This window comes from Mycoplasma testudinis ATCC 43263, assembly GCF_000687795.1.
Taxonomy (GTDB): Bacteria; Bacillota_I; Bacilli_A; order Mycoplasmatales; family Mycoplasmoidaceae; genus Mycoplasmoides; species Mycoplasmoides testudinis.
This window is the reverse complement of sequence record NZ_JHXT01000002.1, coordinates 56264-73870: the sequence shown is the minus strand read 5'-3', so window position 1 is coordinate 73870 and position 17607 is coordinate 56264. Positions and strand designations below refer to the sequence as shown.

Here is a 17607-nt window from a genome sequence, read left to right as displayed (position 1 = left end):
TGTTTCTCCTATGTTGGGGTTATGTTTCTTAAAAATTTGACAGCAAAAACAGTTTGGTATTTTGGTTTGAATTCGGTTTGAGTTGACGGATTTAAATACATATAAACAGATGTCGTCATAAATCCACGTGGAGAATTAATAACTTTATTGCAATCGTCACTGGATCATCAACGATATAATGTTAAAGTTCCATTTGGCGATATAGACGAGTCTGTTGTTGCGTTATTTTTCAAATTCGCTTGTTGAGGAATTACATTATTTCCAGCTCAATATGTTAGCCAACAAGTACTCGTTGTAATCTGGTTGCCTATTAATTCATTAGATAGGTCTGCCTTTTTACCATGATTTATATCTATGCTTTTAATAGGCTGTGTAGATCCGCCAGCAATCATTCCGTAATAATAAGGCATTTTTCCGATAAATAATTCTGTAGGTAAATTATTTTTATTGATTAAATTATTCCCACCTTTACTTCCATCATTTCCTGTAATTAAATAATTTCCGGAATCATAAATTTGATAATCTGTATTTTGAACAAGATTCAAATTGTTTTCGGTTACTAACGATACGAATTCAGTTTGTGTTGAGAAAAAACGAATCTCATTTTTTCAAAATAGAATAGTTTTGTTTTTATCAGATTTATTTGCTAGTTTTACATCTACATCAGAATCAAATGCCGGTTTGATTGCTGCTTTGATTTCATCCATCGTGTAAGGCATTGTCGATATATAGTCTCAAAACTCATTGTCAGTTTTATTTACCGGCTCATGGTTCAAATTATTATCAACTTTAGAAATATAAGAAAGAAGCTCTTTATCCTGGTTTTTAGATGCATCTCCATTTGTTTCAATAATTTTCCATACAACTTGGTTTTTAAAATAAATTGTGTTTGCATCTCATACCGTAGATTTTTCTTTTAATAAATCAGCAATTACATTTTTATCAGCTTTAGCACTGATAATTTGATCAAGTAAAGATCTACTAACATAGTCTTCCAGCTGTGCTTTATTAGCTTTGATTGCAATTTCACTTTGAGCTTGCGAAAATTTATCGTTTGTTACGTAGTTGACAAGTGCAGGATCAACTATTTCGGATGGCATTAATATTCCATCGTCCTGGACTTTCAAATACTTATTAGCATTTTCTTTCCCAAACGAAACGTTAGCAAAGTTAGATGTTGCAAAATACTTTAATGCATTGTCATAAAAATTCTCTCGTTTTAACGGTAAATCTTCCCATTTCGAATCTATTACTAAATTCAAAGCTGTTGAATTAACAAGCTGAACAGTTGTGTCAATTGTAGGTTGATTTGTATTAAGTGTTACAGCGTTTGAAATTAGTGTGGACTGATTACTTAATTCCGGGAAGTAATTACTGAGCGTACGTTGCTTTAATTCTTCATATACAGCCATTTTTAGGTTATCTGCTCGAGTTTGTCCAACAACAATTTTGAAATTCTCATAATTGTCTTGCTTATACAAGACCAAACGATTTTTGACAATTGAATTAATTACTCCAAAAATAGTATTCGCAATTAAATAAAATACTTTGTCAGGTTGATTCTCTAAATCCGGGTTATAACGTACGATTGCATTAGGAATACTAAACTTTCCTATTAAACCTCCAAAATTGTTTTCATAGTCTTCTTTGCTTATTCCATAGGACTTAAGAAAGTCCGTTATTGAATCCATTTGATTTTCTCCTTAACTTTGCAATGTTTGCAGTTTTTATTTTTTTCTTAGCGTATGATGTAATTTTTCTTGCACCATAATTTGCTAAATATCTTGGGTCTTTATTCAGTATTGTTTTTGCTCCAGCTTTAATTCAGCCCAAACCTTTAAAACTGATTCCGTTTAATACAGCTTGTCCTGCTCCAGTCAAAGCTTCTCTTATCATATTTTGATCTAATCAACCTATTTTTTGTTTTTCTTCAATTTGCTTTTGGATTCTGCGAATTGTATTAAACGTTGTTATTGTAGGCGTAATTAGATTTGAAAATAAAGGAATGAAAGATAACGTGGCAAGTTGTTTATTAAAATCTAGAATTCTACTTATTTTTCAGCCTCAACAAAAATTCTCAAGATAGTGATGTCCAGGTCTTGGTGAAGAAATGAATTGAGCAATGTCATTTATGTTTTTGTTAAATAAAACAACAGGCTTTTTATTGTTTGTAGCTTCGGGTTTAAATCTAACTACAGCATTTACAAAACCAACTCCATAACTGCTTGGCATGAATTGAATATAGTCAATTCAACGGGAATTAAAATAAAATCGATTTTTTAATTTTTCTGCAGTTTTACGAGTCAGTTTTGTTCCGGACTTAAAGAAATCAACAATCTTATCAATTTGACCATTAATCTTTTTGTTAATAAAAGCAATCGGCTTTTTAAATATGAATTGAGTTGCTTTTTTAATTGCGTAATTTGGTGAAGTAACAATTGCTGAAACTTTGGAAACAAGTCCTAAAGTTTTGTTGTAAACTCTGATTCCATTTGAAATTTTTGAATACGTAGCTTTTCGAGAAGAGGAAAGAACTTTGCTTCCTAAACCTTCGAATTTTAATGAATCTATTAAAGCATCAGTTTGGTAATAGTTCCGGCTTATTTTGTTTACGCCATTTTTTCCAAAAGTATCTAATTGCTCACTTAATTGCTTAAAAATAGTTGAATCGTGCAAGTCATCAATACTGTTACCAATTCTTGCAACTTTCGAATTTAGACCAGAAAATATTCCGCCTTTATATTTAGTAAAAGTTGGTATGAAATTTAACAAGACATCAAAAGCAATTGTTAAGCCATCAGTTTGTCCGGTTGCAATGTCAATGGCTAAATCGATTCCAGCGTTTATTCCAAATTCAATTAAGAACGCAAGTGGTGCAGCAATTCCTCCAGTAAAAAACGCTAGAAGTCCAACAATAGCTGAAGAAACGAATTGTGAACCTATAGATATAAACAATCTAGCCCATCAAGGCAAACTTGCTTGAATCTTAGCTTGCTCTTTCTTTTTCAATAAATCAACTTTGTAAACTAATCCATTGCCAACTTGATCAATAATGTTGAAATTTCGTACAGGTTTTTTACTTGCGGAAAAAACAATCATTATTGACTAGATTTAGGAGCATCTGCATTATTTGCTGCAGTAGAAATTGAGTATCCAAAAATTGTTGTTGGATAAATAATTCCCATTAGTGACTGATGTTCATAATATACTTGAATATCGTTAGTATTTCCGACAGGACCAACATTTGTAGCTAGTAATCGATTAGCAGTTCCAATAGAATAATTTGTTGCTACTACAATGTCATATTTATCCAAGAATTGATTGCTTACTACTGTGTAGCCCATGAAAGTTCCGATGGAATATCTACCACCAGCAAAAGAAACATCTGCACGGTTTCCAATAATATTTTGAGTAGATAATTCATCCAACAGTTCTGGCTTCATGTGAACAACTATTGAATTTCGATTAACATATCTAATTCCTTCTTTTTTATCGACTAGATAAAGAAGTTTGTTTGTCAATTTGGAAACAATATAATTTACTTTATTTTTATCTGGTAATGTCAAATAAGGTGCTTGGGTCACTTTGTTTGTTAAAATGTTTTCTTCAATTTTCTTTCATCCATCGACTTCGAGGTCTTTAGCGTAATCGTCTGCAAACAGCATCATATATTGAGCAGTTGCATTTGGAATCCCTTTTGCTAAATCTGAAGCTGTAAATCCTACAGAATTGTAATATGCTTTATCTCAAGTCAAAGTGATTGGGTTGTAACTTGATGCTGGAATATCAGAAATTCCAATTTTTGTTTTTTCTTTTTTATCAGTTCTGATAATTTTTAAATATGTAATAGATCCAGAATCAACTGAACTCGTTACAGATCGTGATGATAAAGTTTTAAGTGTTGAACCATCAACAATATCAGACATCAATATACCTAATTGATTATCAGGTAATTGAAGCTTGTCGGTTCCATTTGCGGCAGTCGCAAACATAGAAACCATTTTTTCAAAATTTAATGCCATTTTTTTTCCTTTAAATTACAGTGTTTCCAAACACCGTTAAATTACTTGTTGTTTTGTTTTCTTTGTTATCATTCTTTGGAATTGAATTCATTTTAGGCAAACCGATTTGATTTTCATCAGCATATTTAAGTAAAGATTTATTAATGTCAGTAAAATCAAAATCATCCGGAAGATTATTTAGATCTAACTGTTTTTTTCCACCTAATGAAGTTCATTCTCCATTTACAATTTTTGATAAACGTTCCGAATTATTTTTAAGTGCTTCAGATAGCTTGTTTTTTTCTTCTTCATAAGACTTTTTGATATTTTCTAATTCAACAATCTTTTGATTTTGATTAGCTGTTTTTTCGTTAAAGTATTTTTGATGTTCGTCTTTTGTTTCAAAAATCGAATATATGTCAAAAGCCTTTTTAAAGTCGTCAATTTTGCTTTCTTCAGTAAAACCTAATTTATTCATTACGTCATCTGTTTTTAATTCCAATTTATCAGCTAGTTTTTTGACTAAATCTTTAAGCATGTTTTTTCCTTTTTTTATAAACGCGATAATTCGTTTGGGATTTTTAATCTAACTTTATTTAGGCTCGCATAGTTCGAGCTTCATGCTTAAAAATTAATTATTGTTTGCGTATATGATTCATTAGATTTATCAAAAGCTTCTATTTTGTAAATTAAAGGTTCATCTGAATTTTCAAAAAATAGTTTGATACTTAAATCCTTAACAAAAAAACCTGAAAGTATCATTTTTTCTACCTTTTTAATTTTTCCGTTTAACAAGCTAGGTATTAAACTTAATTCTATTTTTTCCAAATAATTGTTCTTTTCTAAGAAATTTTTTCATTCGTAATAATTAAATACAAAATTTAATTCATTTTGCTTAGTGATTTTAACTGGAACTAAATAGTCACCCTCTAAGTTTGGATAAATATCCATAACGCCAGATGTGTTATTTTTTAATGCTGGTCGATAAGCTCATTTAAAAAAAATATTTTTTATTTTGAAATTAGAATATCTCGAATTAGAACCTATAGAAAGATTATTTTTTCTAAAAAATGAGTCTAGATTTATTAGCTTGCTAATTTCTTCTTTTAACTCAGATAAATAATCATCTGGTATTTCTATAGTCACGCCTTGAGCTGCCGCTTTTATGTAATCATCTAGTAATGCCGAATTTCCTGGAAGAGGATGATAATACGTATAAGTTTTAATTATGCTATTACCGTCCCCTTTGTCATTTCATTTATGTATTCAAAAATTTATTTTAAGAGCTCGAACTTTATTATTATCTGGATAAATATCTGATTCTCAACTAGCAGTAAAGAAATATCCTTTATTGCCTCGTGACACGGATGATAAACTTAATTGAGAATTATAGGATACTTTTGTCTCGTTATCGTCATCTATTAAATAATTCCCCAAGAGTAAATTAATGTATTTTTTACTATTAAAAAACATATATGTTTGATAATTAAAATTATAAGAGTTCTCATTAAAATCCAATGGAGTGTTTGAAATATTTTGCGATTCAACTATTTTAGGTATTTTAGGCATTGTTACAACATTAAAATCAATGTTGAAAATATTTTCAAATAAATACCCTTTAGCTTTTCAATCAATGTCTGGAATAGAATTATTTATTTTCAAATCGTAAAAAGAACTTTTTAAAAGTGCTACTTTTTCTAGTCCATTTATATCACCATCTTTTGGGATTCAATCTATATAAAATGGCAAACCTAACTTGTGTTCTGAAGTTAATCCATTTTTTCAACAATATTTACTGGATAAATATTGACTACTTCCTAAAATAATATTTTTAAATATTCTTTTTTTATCCTCGTTTGTTTCGGTGTTTAAATAGTTATCTATTTTAAAATCACAATAATCTTTAGGATCCGTTCCGTTATAAACTTCATTTTTAAATTTTTTTATTGTTTCATCCATTTGTCCGCCATTTGAAAGATTTGAATATCCACTCAGTAGCGTAGTTGTCACATGCAGCAAATCAAATATTAACGATTCTGCTTCTTTGTTAAGAATATCCGTTATTCTAATTGAGTTATTGACATTTATATTTTTCAGAATTTCTCCTAACAATAATGTGTAATTTTTATTAAACCATGGTGTATATATTCTTAAATTATTATTTTCTACTTCTATTGGATTACATAAAAAATTAATAAAAAAATTTGAAGTATCTGATATAGGAATCCTAATTTTTTTTAATTCATTTGAATTGTTAGTTCATATTCCAAATAAATTTAAACTGTTTATTAGAGATGAATTGTCAAAAGAAATAATAGCTTTTTGAAAGTTTTGAAAAGTGTTGTCGTTTTTTGAAATAAAGACACTTCTGGAATTTTTAAAAACCTCCAAGCTTTTAAATTCGATAAAATTCAGTGTCCACATTTTTTCATTATTTACTGGTGTGAAAATTACAGCATTATCATTTCCTAAAATAAAGAATTGTCGTTGAACATTTTCTTTAATATCATCTTTTGTAAACTGTTTTTTTGTGAAAACATATCTATGCAAATTACTCGACTCGACCAAATCATCATTAGTAACAAATTGCAAGCTTGTTTTATAGTTTACTTCTGCAGCTCTAACAATCTGATCGTCGCTCGGTGTAGTAACATTCATTGAAACAACATTAGAAGAGAAATGACCATATATAATTTTTTCGTTTCCTAATTCAAAAAAATTAATAGATGATTCTTCAATTTGTAAAGTAGACAAATCTCTGTTTGTAATTTCATACATATACAGTTTATCCATCGATTCTTTTGTTGGATACATATCCGCTATGTTTATTACTTCTAATTGATTCATCATTTATTCCTTTTTTTGTTGATTTAAAGCTTCTGTTTGTTCAAGCTGAATTTCTTTAAGCTTAATATCTAGATCAAGATTTTTATTTACAAGTTTTCTTTTTTTATTTCATCTTAATAATATTCTTATTGGGTATCAAATGATTAATGTTATTCCTAACCCAAGACCTACAGTAAATGCGATTGCTACATCTTGTTTAGTATTAAATCAATTAATGTCGTCAGAAAACGAATCTACATAAAACACCGCAATAATTGCAGCAGCAACTACAGACAAACTTGTTAATGCACTAATCTTTCACATCTTGTTTTTCTTGGTTGATGTTAGTGCCATTAATTTCTTCCTTTGATTCGCTAGCTAGTTTTTTGGTATTCCCATCTTGTGTTCCCAGATATTTAACAGCTTCAGATTGCAATCACTTTGTTGATCCAGCGACAATTACATCAATATCAGTTATTTTCATTTTGTAGTTTTTCAAATTGCATCACAAATAAACCCATCTAATTAAATCAATCTCACGCAAATTCGCTTTTGATTCAATGTTATCTTCATAGTTACTTGACAAACTCATTGCTTCTGTCGTTTGTAAATTTTTAGATCCTAATGATGAGCTGTCTTTTTTCAATAATCCAAAATCTTTAATTCACGCAAACAGTTTATCCATTTTTTGAACTAAAAAAGTCGATTGCGGATTTCCCTGGAAAAGATTTGCTGGTGCTCCTCTTAAAAATTGCGATTGCATCGTTTGAGAAACTACACGATTTTCATCAGAAAACAAAGCAAAGTTAAAAGCTTCTTTTTCATCTTCATTAGCATAAAAAATCGGTGAAGAAAATCTCATATCTAAATCTAAAAATCTCATATTTGAATTTAAGACTTTAAAAAAAGACTCATCTATATCATTTAGTTCATTTGAATCATTCCACCGATTGAAAAAAATGATGTACGGTATTTGCTTATAAGAATTCAATTCCAAAAAATTATTTCGGTAATTTATTGAATTTAATTCTTTACCATTGTTTGTTCCTTTCTCAATTGCATACTTTTGAACGTAGCTGTCTTTTCTTGTTAAATCTCAATCTTCTACTATTGCATAATTTATGCTATTGTTTGTTGCAGTATCAACTTGAACCAACAATTTCGACAAATTCATATTCGAGTCATACTGATAATTAATTACTATTCCGGATTGAATTTTAAACGTTCCGTTTTCGTTTTTGCGAATTCCAAAAGCATATTTCCCTAATTTAAATAAATTGGTTTCCAAGCTTTGGAAGTTTCTTAAAAATTGATTTTCAAATAAAAACTGTTCGAATTCTTTTTGTTTATTGATTTCGCCAATTTTAAAAGTAGGTTGTTTAGTTGCAATTGAAAAAGTCTGAATACTGGCTGCATAATTTTCAAAAGTTTTCTTCAGATTAGGCTTTACAATATCTTTTGCAAAATCTTTGTTTCTATTATCAAAATGATTTTGCTCTTGTGCTTTCATAATTTGTTCAGCATTTCCAAATGCAGCTGCAAAATTATAATCTGGTTGTTTTTGCTCTTTTGGTTGATCTTGAATATTAGACATTAGCTAATTCCTTTCTTTTAATTGCAAATTGAAATTTATAAATATTACTGCAAGCCATTTCAAAAGCATTAATTAAGTCGTAAATAGTTCTATTAAGTGTTTCATCTCTTTTTTCTTCTCCTTTAACAATCACCTGTTTCGCTAAATGATGAAGCAATAATTCAGTTCCTTTTCTAAAAAAAAGTAAATTGTTTTCTAAGATTCATTTTTGTCAATTTTGCCGATTAATAATTCCGAAAAAATCAGAGTTTGTATCCTTACGAATAGCTAGCGAGCATCTTCCTGGAATATTTTTTGCAATCATTAAATGATTTATGTTTTCCGCAATAATATCGTTATCTGTAAAAATGTTAGTTTCAAAATCACTAGGTAAATTCAAACTGTGATTTGATTCTTGAATGTGATTAAGTAACGATTCGTTAATTATTGTTCGTCTAAATTTTTTGGAAAATTTCTTGGAATTCAAATTTTCTACTAAATCATATACTACGATAGAACCTGTTGCTGTCAACAGAACACGAACTCAAGAAGCATTATCACTGACTCCAGCATCAAATCCATCTAGTACATATTTAATTTGTCCTAAATCATATATTTTTGCAAAATCGGTATTTCTAGGAAGCGTTCTATCTATTATCTTTCCGTTCGGTTTAAAAATGAAGTTCTGTAGGTAATAATTAAAATAATCATTTTGCTCTTTAAATGCAAACCCTGCAACAGTAATACTTCACAATCTAAAATTATTTTTCTTTAGTATTTCAGAATTTTTAATTTGCATTTCATCTAAACTTGAATTTGGCAGAAACATCTTTGAATACATAGTTACGATAATTCCTTGGCCGTTATTAAATTCAGAATCATACTCTTGTAAATACTTGTTTTTAATTAGATCATTCAAATTCTTTTTGTTAATTTGACCAGATTTGTCAATTAGATTAATTATTTTGTTATGGTATTCCTGGATTAAAAAATGGTCTGTCGTAAATATGTTGTACAAAAATTTAACATTACGTTTAAATCCTTCCGGTGGTTTCAGACGCAAAACAGTGTTAGCTAATAAAAGTGGCAATTTATCTTTTTGAATTTCATAGATTTCAAGAAGTTTTGATAAATGAGTTTTTGTATCGCTTGGGTCTTCAATAGGTTCATCAATTACAAGTTCTCCAAAAATATGATTTTGTTTTTTTAAAGTAATTCCTTGAAAAGCTTGAACTGATTCCCAATTTTGGAAAAAGATTGCACGTCCTTGGCCGCCATCGTTGTAAGTTCAATATAATCCACTCGTATACTTTTCAAAAAATGGATTAAAGTCTAGACCGTGAACCGAAGCTAAAAAATCTAGAACTTTGTCAAACATAGGCAATAAAGTATTTTTAATATGGTTATATTGATTTCGACATCATACAGAACAGAAGTTTTTTTCATTGACTATTCGATAAATAGTTTCGACAGCATTTCCAAAAGATTTAGATACACCCTTTGCACCAGAATAAATTTTGAAAAAAGCCTTTGATTTATAAGCTTCAAAAGTTGGATTTGCAGCTAAATCTGTGTAGTGCAATATCTCAGCTAGTTTTTCTTCAGTAAATTTTGGTGGTTTATTTATTTTTTTTGTCATTGATCAATTAATGTTTATTTTTTATTTTGAGATTCTAAAGAAACAATTATTGATTGAATTCATTTTTCTTTTGCTTCTATTTCAGCTAGTTTTTTTCAGCTTTAATTTGTTTATTTTGGCAATTAGCTAATTCTTTGTCAAAGTACTTCAACAGTTTCATCTTGTTGTCTTCTTGTTCGGTTGAAAATAACTTTACGTTATATTTTTAATCATCATCTAATATTCTCTTTCTTTTGTAATAATCAGAAATTTTTGAATTTATGTAATTTTGTCTAATATACAAATGATAATTTCTGGATGAACCTTCTTTATTTTCATTTCGAAAAGCACGATAAAGCGATATGTAGATTAATTCTCAATTGTCATTTGGGTTTGCTCCGATATAAGGAGCACGTCCTAAAGAATAATTAGTAAGCAATTTTTTAACTTTATCATTCATATTAGTTTTTTTCCATGTTGAGTTCTTTTTGAAATTTGCGAACTTTAGTAATAACTGTTGCATCACCATCAATCCATCATTTAAGAATAGAAAAACAATCGTCTTTATGATCTAATCAGTGAAAATGATTTTCACCGTTTTCTAACTCTATTTCAGCTGCAATTCCTCAATCAAAAGAATTGTCAAAATTTCCGATTGTTATTTTCCTAATTTTCGAATAGTAATAAACTTGCATATAGAACAAACGTAATATCCGAAAAAGTTTTGGAGAAATTCCTGAATCAGCAGCATTTTTTCTTTGAATTTTATTCATTTCAATAAATCATTTCGATAATATGTTTTTTGATTTCTTTAATTTTAGCTAGACAATAAACTGTTCCGAATTTATCTTTAAGCCGAAAAACAAAAACTCGATTTTTGTTAAATTTAAAAATCAACTTATAAATTCATTTAAAAAATGTTCTTTTAAAAATTAACACTTTAGAACTATCTGTTGGTCTTTCTCATTGAAATCGAATTAAGGTCATAGATTAAATAAATAAGGGGGATAATTTTTTTCTAGAATAAAAATTTTAATAAATACACAGATTGAATTACGGCAGCGGGTTTGCGATTGGGTTTTGGAAATCAATGCACAAAATGACCGAATTTGGGAATATATCTAAATATAGTCCCGAAGCGTTTAATGAATCTTGTGGCTTATATTCTCACAAGTGCCTCACAACATAAAGAGTAACTTTATCGTTATCTATATTCTTGTTTAATTAATTATGGTATCGTTCTGCGTTATCATATCGTGTTTCGAATACTTATGGGGTTTATTATATAAACCCATAAGATGCGAACACATATTAAGCAGACTACCTTTTAAAGAAAAAAGATAAGTACAGAAAATTAAACTCTGTGTTGTGAGGCATAGTTGCTAAACTTCAAAATCAACTATGATGGTGTATGGGTAAGAAACAGGTATATATTTGAATAATTAATCTGTACGCTGTGAACTAAACGATGGAAACATTTATACATTGATATAAGGAGATATTTCATTTAATAGTTATCTAGTTTAATTAGTTTCTTATAAGTTTCGAATAAGATATTCTCGGCTTGGGAGCCGCTCCCCCCTTACCCCCAAGCAAAACAGAAGTGCTCCGTATTGTAGCTTGAGAATAAGAAGAAGTGGTTCCCAGAAAAGAGTGATCCTCGTATTCGGGTCCCTAACGTGTGCCGTGTATTTTTACACTACCCAAAACAAATCCCCCCAAAATAAAAAAGAGTTCACACGTCCCGCTTGAGTTGATTTATGGCCTTTTTAGTTTTCGGGACTATATAAAAAAAAAGAAGTCTTATTGTTAATAAATAAATGTTTTCTAATACTTTTAGAACACATTAATTGAATATTCGATAAATATTCTATTCAGTAAAATCCGGAATTGAATTCCGTAAAATCTGGAATTGAATTCCATATTTTCCCAAATATGATTTATAATTATTCCATTCAGTCAGATTGGAATTACTATGTATAAACGAACAATTTCTAAGAGAATAACTGAATGCACGAAAACATTCCCTGTTGTTTTGGTTACTGGTCCAAGACAAGTTGGCAAGTCTTCATTATGTTTAGAATTGAATAAATCTCTAAAGTGAAAATATGTTTCTCTTGAAATTAGATCAAATTATGAATTAGCAACTAAGGACCCAGAACTTTTTTTAAAAATTAATTCTTTTCCTTTAATTATTGACGAAATTCAAAAAGCTCCAATACTTTTCGAATACATTGCCCCATTAGTAAATGAAAACCGTTATAAAAATCAAAATGCAAATGGAATGTTTATATTAACTGGATCGCATCAATTTTCATTGATGAAAGGAGTTAGCGAATCTCTTGCGGGAAGAATTGCAATCATAAAAATGAGCGGCTTGTCATTTAGCGAAATTAATGAACGCGAAGAAATTCCCTTTGAGATAAACCCTATAGTAAACACTAAAAGAATATTACCATTATCTCAAGATAGTTTAGCTAAACTTATTTATAAAGGATCTTATCCAGAACTGCATAAAAATGCCCTATTAAATACTAAAGAATTTTATACAAGTTATGTAGAAACTTTCATTAGTAAGGATTTACACGAAATTACTAAAGTTAAAAATGAAAATTTGTTTTATAAATTTATTGAAATTCTTGCAGCACAAACAGGTAATGAATTAGTATATGCTAACATCGCATCGAAGATAGGGGTAGATTTAAAAACCATTTCAAGTTGAGTTCAAATTTTAGAAGCCTCAGGATTAATTATGCTTTTATCTCCCTGAATAGATTCTTCGGCTATAAAACGTTTAACAAAAAGACAAAAAATATATTTTACAGATACAGGACTAGCTTGTTTTTTAAATAAATTTGATAATCATAAAACATTGCTTAAATCGAATCAATTTGGTAGTTTAATTGAAACATTTGCTGTGAACGAAATAATTAAAACCCATACAAATGCTTATGGGGTAAGTGCTAATTTTTATTATTACAGAGATCATAATTTCAACGAAATAGATTTAATTATCTTAAAAGATGCTAAACTTCATTTTATTGAAGTAAAAGCTGGAATTAAATATGATCTGAAAGATGTAAAAGCATTTAATGTTTTACAGTCCAAACAGTATCAAATAGGCAATTGTGGATTAGTATGTATTACTGACTCCATATATCCCATAGATAAAAATATTTATGCAATTCCTTTGAGTTCACTTTAAGATTTAAGATGTGTCAAGCAAAAGTTTTGTTAAAAAAGAAGTAATTTCATGAAATATTAATCTATAAAAACTGTCAAATTTGAATATTCTAAAATAATTTTTTAGTCATATTATTTTCAAAAATCTTTACAGAAAGCAACTTATTTTCAAATAATTCGCCTTTTTTAAGTATAATGTTAAAGCATTTAAACGCAGTAGTTTATACGACGAATTTTATTTATATAAATTATGTGGAGGCAATATGGCTTTAACTAAAACTCAAAAAGCCGATTTAATTAATCAGTACAAAATCAACGATAAAGATGTTGGAAGTGTTTTTGTTCAAGTTTCAATTTTAACTAATGAAATCAAACAAATTACCGAACATCTCGCTTCAAATAAAAAAGATTTTATTTCTAAACGTGGTTTGTACAGTAAAGTTTCAAAAAGAAAGCGATTGCTTGCTTATTTGCAAGAACGCGATCTTGAAGCATATCGTGATTTAATTAAACGTCTAAATATTCGCCGCTAATTTTTTACCAATGCACATGCTAAATCGCATGTGCTTTGTTTATTAATATGAACTACTCTGATTGCGTTTAAACAAACACAATATCAAAAATTTTGCATACCGTAGCTAAATTTAATAGGAGTAATTAAATGTCTAAAGTCAACTTTTTCGCTTTAGGTGGTCAAGACGAACGAGGTAAAAACTGTTCCGTCTTGGAAATTGGCGATGATCTTTTTATTTTTAATTCTGGAACATTAGTACCAACAACGTCATTACTTGGAGTTAAACAATTAATCCCTGATTTTGATTGATTGTTAAAAAATAAAAAACGCATTCGAGGAATCATGATTGGATATCCAACTTATGATAATATTGGTGCTCTTGAATACCTTTTCCAAGCTTTAGGTAGCATTCCAATCTACACTAGCATCATCGGAAAAACAGTAATTGAAACAATTATTGAAAAGAAAACCCAAAACATGTCAGGGAAAAATATCAAGATTGTTGTTCTTGATGCTATGGAATATTTCAAAATCGGTAATGTTGAAGTATTACCATTCAAAGTATGTTCATCTATGCCTTGATCATATGGTTTTGCTTTTAAAACGAAGGATGGTCATGTTGTTTATATTGATGACTTCATTACTATTAATGATAAAAACTTTGCTTTTGAAAGCCAATTAAACGATCTTGTAGCTAAAATAGGAACTAATATTTTATTGTTGATCGTTGCGGTTGGAGCAGTTGGAAAGAATACCGGTTTTACTGCCCCAAACCATAAATCCAAAGCAATTTTGGAGCGTATTGTAAGTTCCGCTAAAGGTCGCGTATTTATTGCTTGCTATGATTCTAACGCTTATACAATCTTGACAGCAGGGCAATTGGCTCGTCAAAAACAACGTCCTTTTATTATCTATTCACACACGTTTATTAATATTTTTGTAGCTACAATTCGTAATAAAATTTTTAATAATCGAAATTTATTAACTTTACCAATTGGTGAGATTGATAAATCTGATAATGCCATTATTTGTATTACTTCTAATCCATATAGACTTTATGCAAAATTAAGTAAGATAGCTAACAACGAAGACGAAAAGATTCATTATAATCAAAAAGATACATTTGTTTTCATTACCCCTCGGGTAGCCGGATATGAAGCTGTTGAAGCAAGAATTCTGGATGATGTTGCACGGCATGATGTAAATTACTTTAAATTAACTAATGAAGTTTTCCCAATGCAAGCCTCAGATGAAGATCACAAACATTTACTAAACTTGTTGAAGCCTAAATACGTTATTCCAATCAGCGGGTTATATAAAGACTTTTTAAAGTATACTGCCGTTGCTAAACATACAGGAATTAGTACAGAGCAGGTAAAAATTCTCTACAATGGGGAAATTATTAGCATTTTAAACGGCACCATTAATAAAGGCGCAAAAGAAATTTCTTTACAAGAAAAATGTGTTGATTCTGCCGGAATTCAAGATGTTGGTGCAAGCATCTTATTTGAACGCGAACAAATGGCTGAAAATGGAGTTATTACAATTGCTTTATTTTATAATGCAAAAACCGGTAAATTTTTGAAGGAGTTTAAAAGTAATATTTTAGGAATTTCTGATGACTCTAAGAAAATGGCTGAAGTAGAAGAAAAAATGGAACATTACATTCGCCTTTCAATAGCAGATCTAGAAAAAATTAAAAGCAAATCAGAGAATTTCAAAATTGGAATGAGTGAGATGCGCGAATTCAAAATTAATATGAAAAAAGGGATTACCAAACTATTTGAAAAATCTGTTGATAAGAAACCAATTATTTTGCCCACGATAATTGATTTATAATTAATATAATTGTTCAATAATAGGGTTGGTTGTATGACAAAAAATAATTTGGTTACTCAAAGGTTAACAACAACCGCTGATAATAAAAATACTAAACAATTAGTCTGACGGTTATTAGCCGGGATTGGACTAATTGTTTTTCCAATTGTGTTTTTAGTACGTGTTCCGTATTTTGGTGAATTCTTTGATGGAGTTTTTTTCGATCTTTTATTTTTTGGAACTGCTAAATATTTCGCCTATGTTATGTTAATTGCTGCAGGGGTGATTTTTTTAATTATTCAAAAAAATTATTGACGAGTATTAATTTCTAAAAGATGGATTATTAGCTTTGTTATTGTCATGATTTTTTTAGCATTAATTTTTGCAATAGCTAATTATTTCCAACGTTGAGCTAATGTTAACCCAATTAACATCAGAATTTTTTTAGGAAATTATTTTAATAGTTGAAAGGCCGATGTTTTTGTTACAGGCTCTTTTGTTTGGGCACACAATATTTTGGTTAATGGTGGATTGTGATGAACTTTACTTGTAGCCATTAATGCACAAGTTCCTATTGTCTTATTTTTTATTTTATTGATTATTTTAATTCTTATTATTGTCTTAATTATTGGTTTTAAATTGAAATGAAAAAAGTTGCAATGGCTAAAAGAACGCATTGTTGTTTGGTTTGGTGGGTTTAATAAGAAAACCGTTACCAAAGCAAATATTGTTGAAGAAGAGTTTGTCAATCCATACACAATCAAAATTGATACATCAGACTTATCGAAGTCAAACGAGATACCTTCGCATATCGTTCGATCAGCCACCGATGTTGTCATACCATCACAAGAGGTAACTCAACATCAACAAAACCTTAATTCAACAGAACAATTACAAACCCAAACAATTATCCCTTTCAGTTTACGACAGAAAATTTATAGCGATTTAACTTACGATGGTCCAATTAATAATATTGGAATAAACAATTACGATAAAAACTATGAATATGCAAAAACCGCCATGCTTAATTTGACTGATTTCTTTGTTATTCGCTCAATTAAGGTTTTTCCTAAAAACTTCGCTTGTGGTCCTAGCATGATTAGTATCTGATATGAGCTTGATGATCCTTCAGTAGTGAAAGAGTTTACTAAATATAAAGATGAAATTCAAGCTGCGTTAAAGGTTAAACAATTTGATATTTACCTTAAGGCCAACGTTTTAGAAGTTCAAATTCCGGTTCCAAACACCAATCAGATAAGTTTTAAAGAAATTAACGAATTAATAGCAAATTCCATTGGTTTGCACTGTGCGATTGGCAAAAATCAATACAATCAATCTTGAACTTTGCCTTTGCAAAAATATCCAGTTGTTTTATTAACCGGAATCTTAGGGTCTGGAAAGGGGATGTTATTAACATCGTTAGTTCTTTCTTTGGTTATTAATAATAGTCCATCACAGCTGATGTTATCTATCATTGATACGCGTTCAGGACACTTATCTAGATTTGGACAGGTTCCTCATTTAGTTACACCTGTTGCTAATACAGTTAATAGTGGATTTAATTTATTTGAAGAAGCTTTAGTAGAATTGAAATACCGGGTTAAACTTTTACGTAAATACGGAGTAGATACAATTAGTGAATATAATAAATTACCCGATATTAGCGAACCAATAAAGCCGCTTGTTTTAGTTATTAATGATTTTCAAGATTTGTTAGAATCAGATAGTGATTATATTTATAAATTTTTATCTACAGTTCATCAATACGCTTTGCGTTTAAGTGTTCATTTGATTCTTGTTGCAACTGAAATCGATGGTTTATTGTTTAATGAAGATACCCAAAACCATTTTGATTTAATTTTTGCTTTTAAAGCTCAATCACCTGAAGAAAGCCAATTATTATTGAACAAAAATTATTTAGCTAAACTTTATGGTCGTGGTGATTTTGTTATGGTCAGCAAAAATTCTAAGGAATTAGTTCGTGGGTTGTCTTGTTATGTAGATAATAACGAGTTAAATAAAATACTTAAAGCACTCAACCAAGAAAAGTTAAATTAAAATTTTACATACTTGA

Annotated in this window: 14 protein-coding genes; 4 read left to right on the top strand and 10 right to left on the bottom strand. The window is 29.3% G+C overall.

The genetic code is table 4. From position 1 onward, the window contains the following. Positions 1-8 precede the first annotated feature (8 nt). The 10 genes from T384_RS0100770 to T384_RS0100725 form a co-directional block, all read right to left on the bottom strand. Positions 9-1691 carry a hypothetical protein gene (locus T384_RS0100770; RefSeq protein WP_027119438.1) on the bottom strand — a complete coding sequence of 561 codons (1683 nt, stop codon included), beginning with the start codon at positions 1689-1691 and terminating at the stop codon, positions 9-11. Beyond that, entirely contained in the window at positions 1666-3099 is a 1434-nt protein-coding gene (locus T384_RS0100765) for a hypothetical protein (RefSeq protein ID WP_027119437.1), read from the bottom strand. The genes T384_RS0100770 and T384_RS0100765 overlap by 26 nt, the downstream gene beginning before the upstream one ends. After that, entirely contained in the window at positions 3099-4022 is a 924-nt protein-coding gene (locus tag T384_RS0100760) for a hypothetical protein (RefSeq protein ID WP_027119436.1), read from the bottom strand. The genes T384_RS0100765 and T384_RS0100760 overlap by 1 nt, the downstream gene beginning before the upstream one ends. Positions 4023-4032: 10 nt before the next feature. Beyond that, the gene (locus T384_RS0100755; protein ID WP_027119435.1) at positions 4033-4539 is read right to left on the bottom strand and encodes a hypothetical protein; all 507 of its coding nucleotides are present in this window, start codon (positions 4537-4539) and stop codon (positions 4033-4035) included. An 86-nt stretch (positions 4540-4625) separates the two neighbouring features. Beyond that, positions 4626-6848 carry a hypothetical protein gene (locus T384_RS0100750; RefSeq protein ID WP_027119434.1) on the bottom strand — a complete coding sequence of 741 codons (2223 nt, stop codon included), beginning with the start codon at positions 6846-6848 and terminating at the stop codon, positions 4626-4628. A gap of 3 nt (positions 6849-6851) precedes the next feature. Further along, positions 6852-7181, bottom strand: coding sequence for a hypothetical protein (locus T384_RS0100745; protein WP_027119433.1), 330 nt, complete (start codon positions 7179-7181; stop codon positions 6852-6854). After that, positions 7138-8421 carry a hypothetical protein gene (locus T384_RS0100740; protein ID WP_027119432.1) on the bottom strand — a complete coding sequence of 428 codons (1284 nt, stop codon included), beginning with the start codon at positions 8419-8421 and terminating at the stop codon, positions 7138-7140. The genes T384_RS0100745 and T384_RS0100740 overlap by 44 nt, the downstream gene beginning before the upstream one ends. Further along, complete coding sequence (locus T384_RS0100735; RefSeq protein WP_027119431.1) at positions 8414-10039, bottom strand: hypothetical protein; 1626 nt, start codon at positions 10037-10039, stop codon at positions 8414-8416. Before T384_RS0100735 ends, T384_RS0100740 begins: the two co-directional genes overlap by 8 nt. A gap of 205 nt (positions 10040-10244) precedes the next feature. Beyond that, positions 10245-10478 carry a hypothetical protein gene (locus T384_RS0100730; protein WP_027119430.1) on the bottom strand — a complete coding sequence of 78 codons (234 nt, stop codon included), beginning with the start codon at positions 10476-10478 and terminating at the stop codon, positions 10245-10247. A gap of 1 nt (position 10479) precedes the next feature. After that, positions 10480-10791 (bottom strand): hypothetical protein, encoded by a 312-nt coding sequence (locus T384_RS0100725; protein WP_027119429.1) that lies wholly within the window; start codon positions 10789-10791, stop codon positions 10480-10482. 1202 nt (positions 10792-11993) lie between these two features. On the opposite strand from T384_RS0100725, the gene T384_RS0100715 reads away from it, so the two are divergent. The 4 genes from T384_RS0100715 to T384_RS0100700 all read left to right on the top strand — a co-directional run bounded on the left by T384_RS0100715 (position 11994) and on the right by T384_RS0100700 (position 17591). Next, positions 11994-13223 carry an ATP-binding protein gene (locus T384_RS0100715; RefSeq protein WP_027119427.1) on the top strand — a complete coding sequence of 410 codons (1230 nt, stop codon included), beginning with the start codon at positions 11994-11996 and terminating at the stop codon, positions 13221-13223. Positions 13224-13464: 241 nt separating this feature from the next. Further along, entirely contained in the window at positions 13465-13734 is a 270-nt protein-coding gene (rpsO, locus tag T384_RS0100710; RefSeq protein ID WP_027119426.1) for a 30S ribosomal protein S15, read from the top strand. 128 nt (positions 13735-13862) lie between these two features. Next, positions 13863-15554, top strand: coding sequence for a ribonuclease J (locus T384_RS0100705; RefSeq protein ID WP_027119425.1), 1692 nt, complete (start codon positions 13863-13865; stop codon positions 15552-15554). A 33-nt stretch (positions 15555-15587) separates the two neighbouring features. Further along, positions 15588-17591 (top strand): FtsK/SpoIIIE domain-containing protein, encoded by a 2004-nt coding sequence (locus T384_RS0100700; RefSeq protein WP_027119424.1) that lies wholly within the window; start codon positions 15588-15590, stop codon positions 17589-17591. Positions 17592-17607 lie beyond the last annotated feature (16 nt).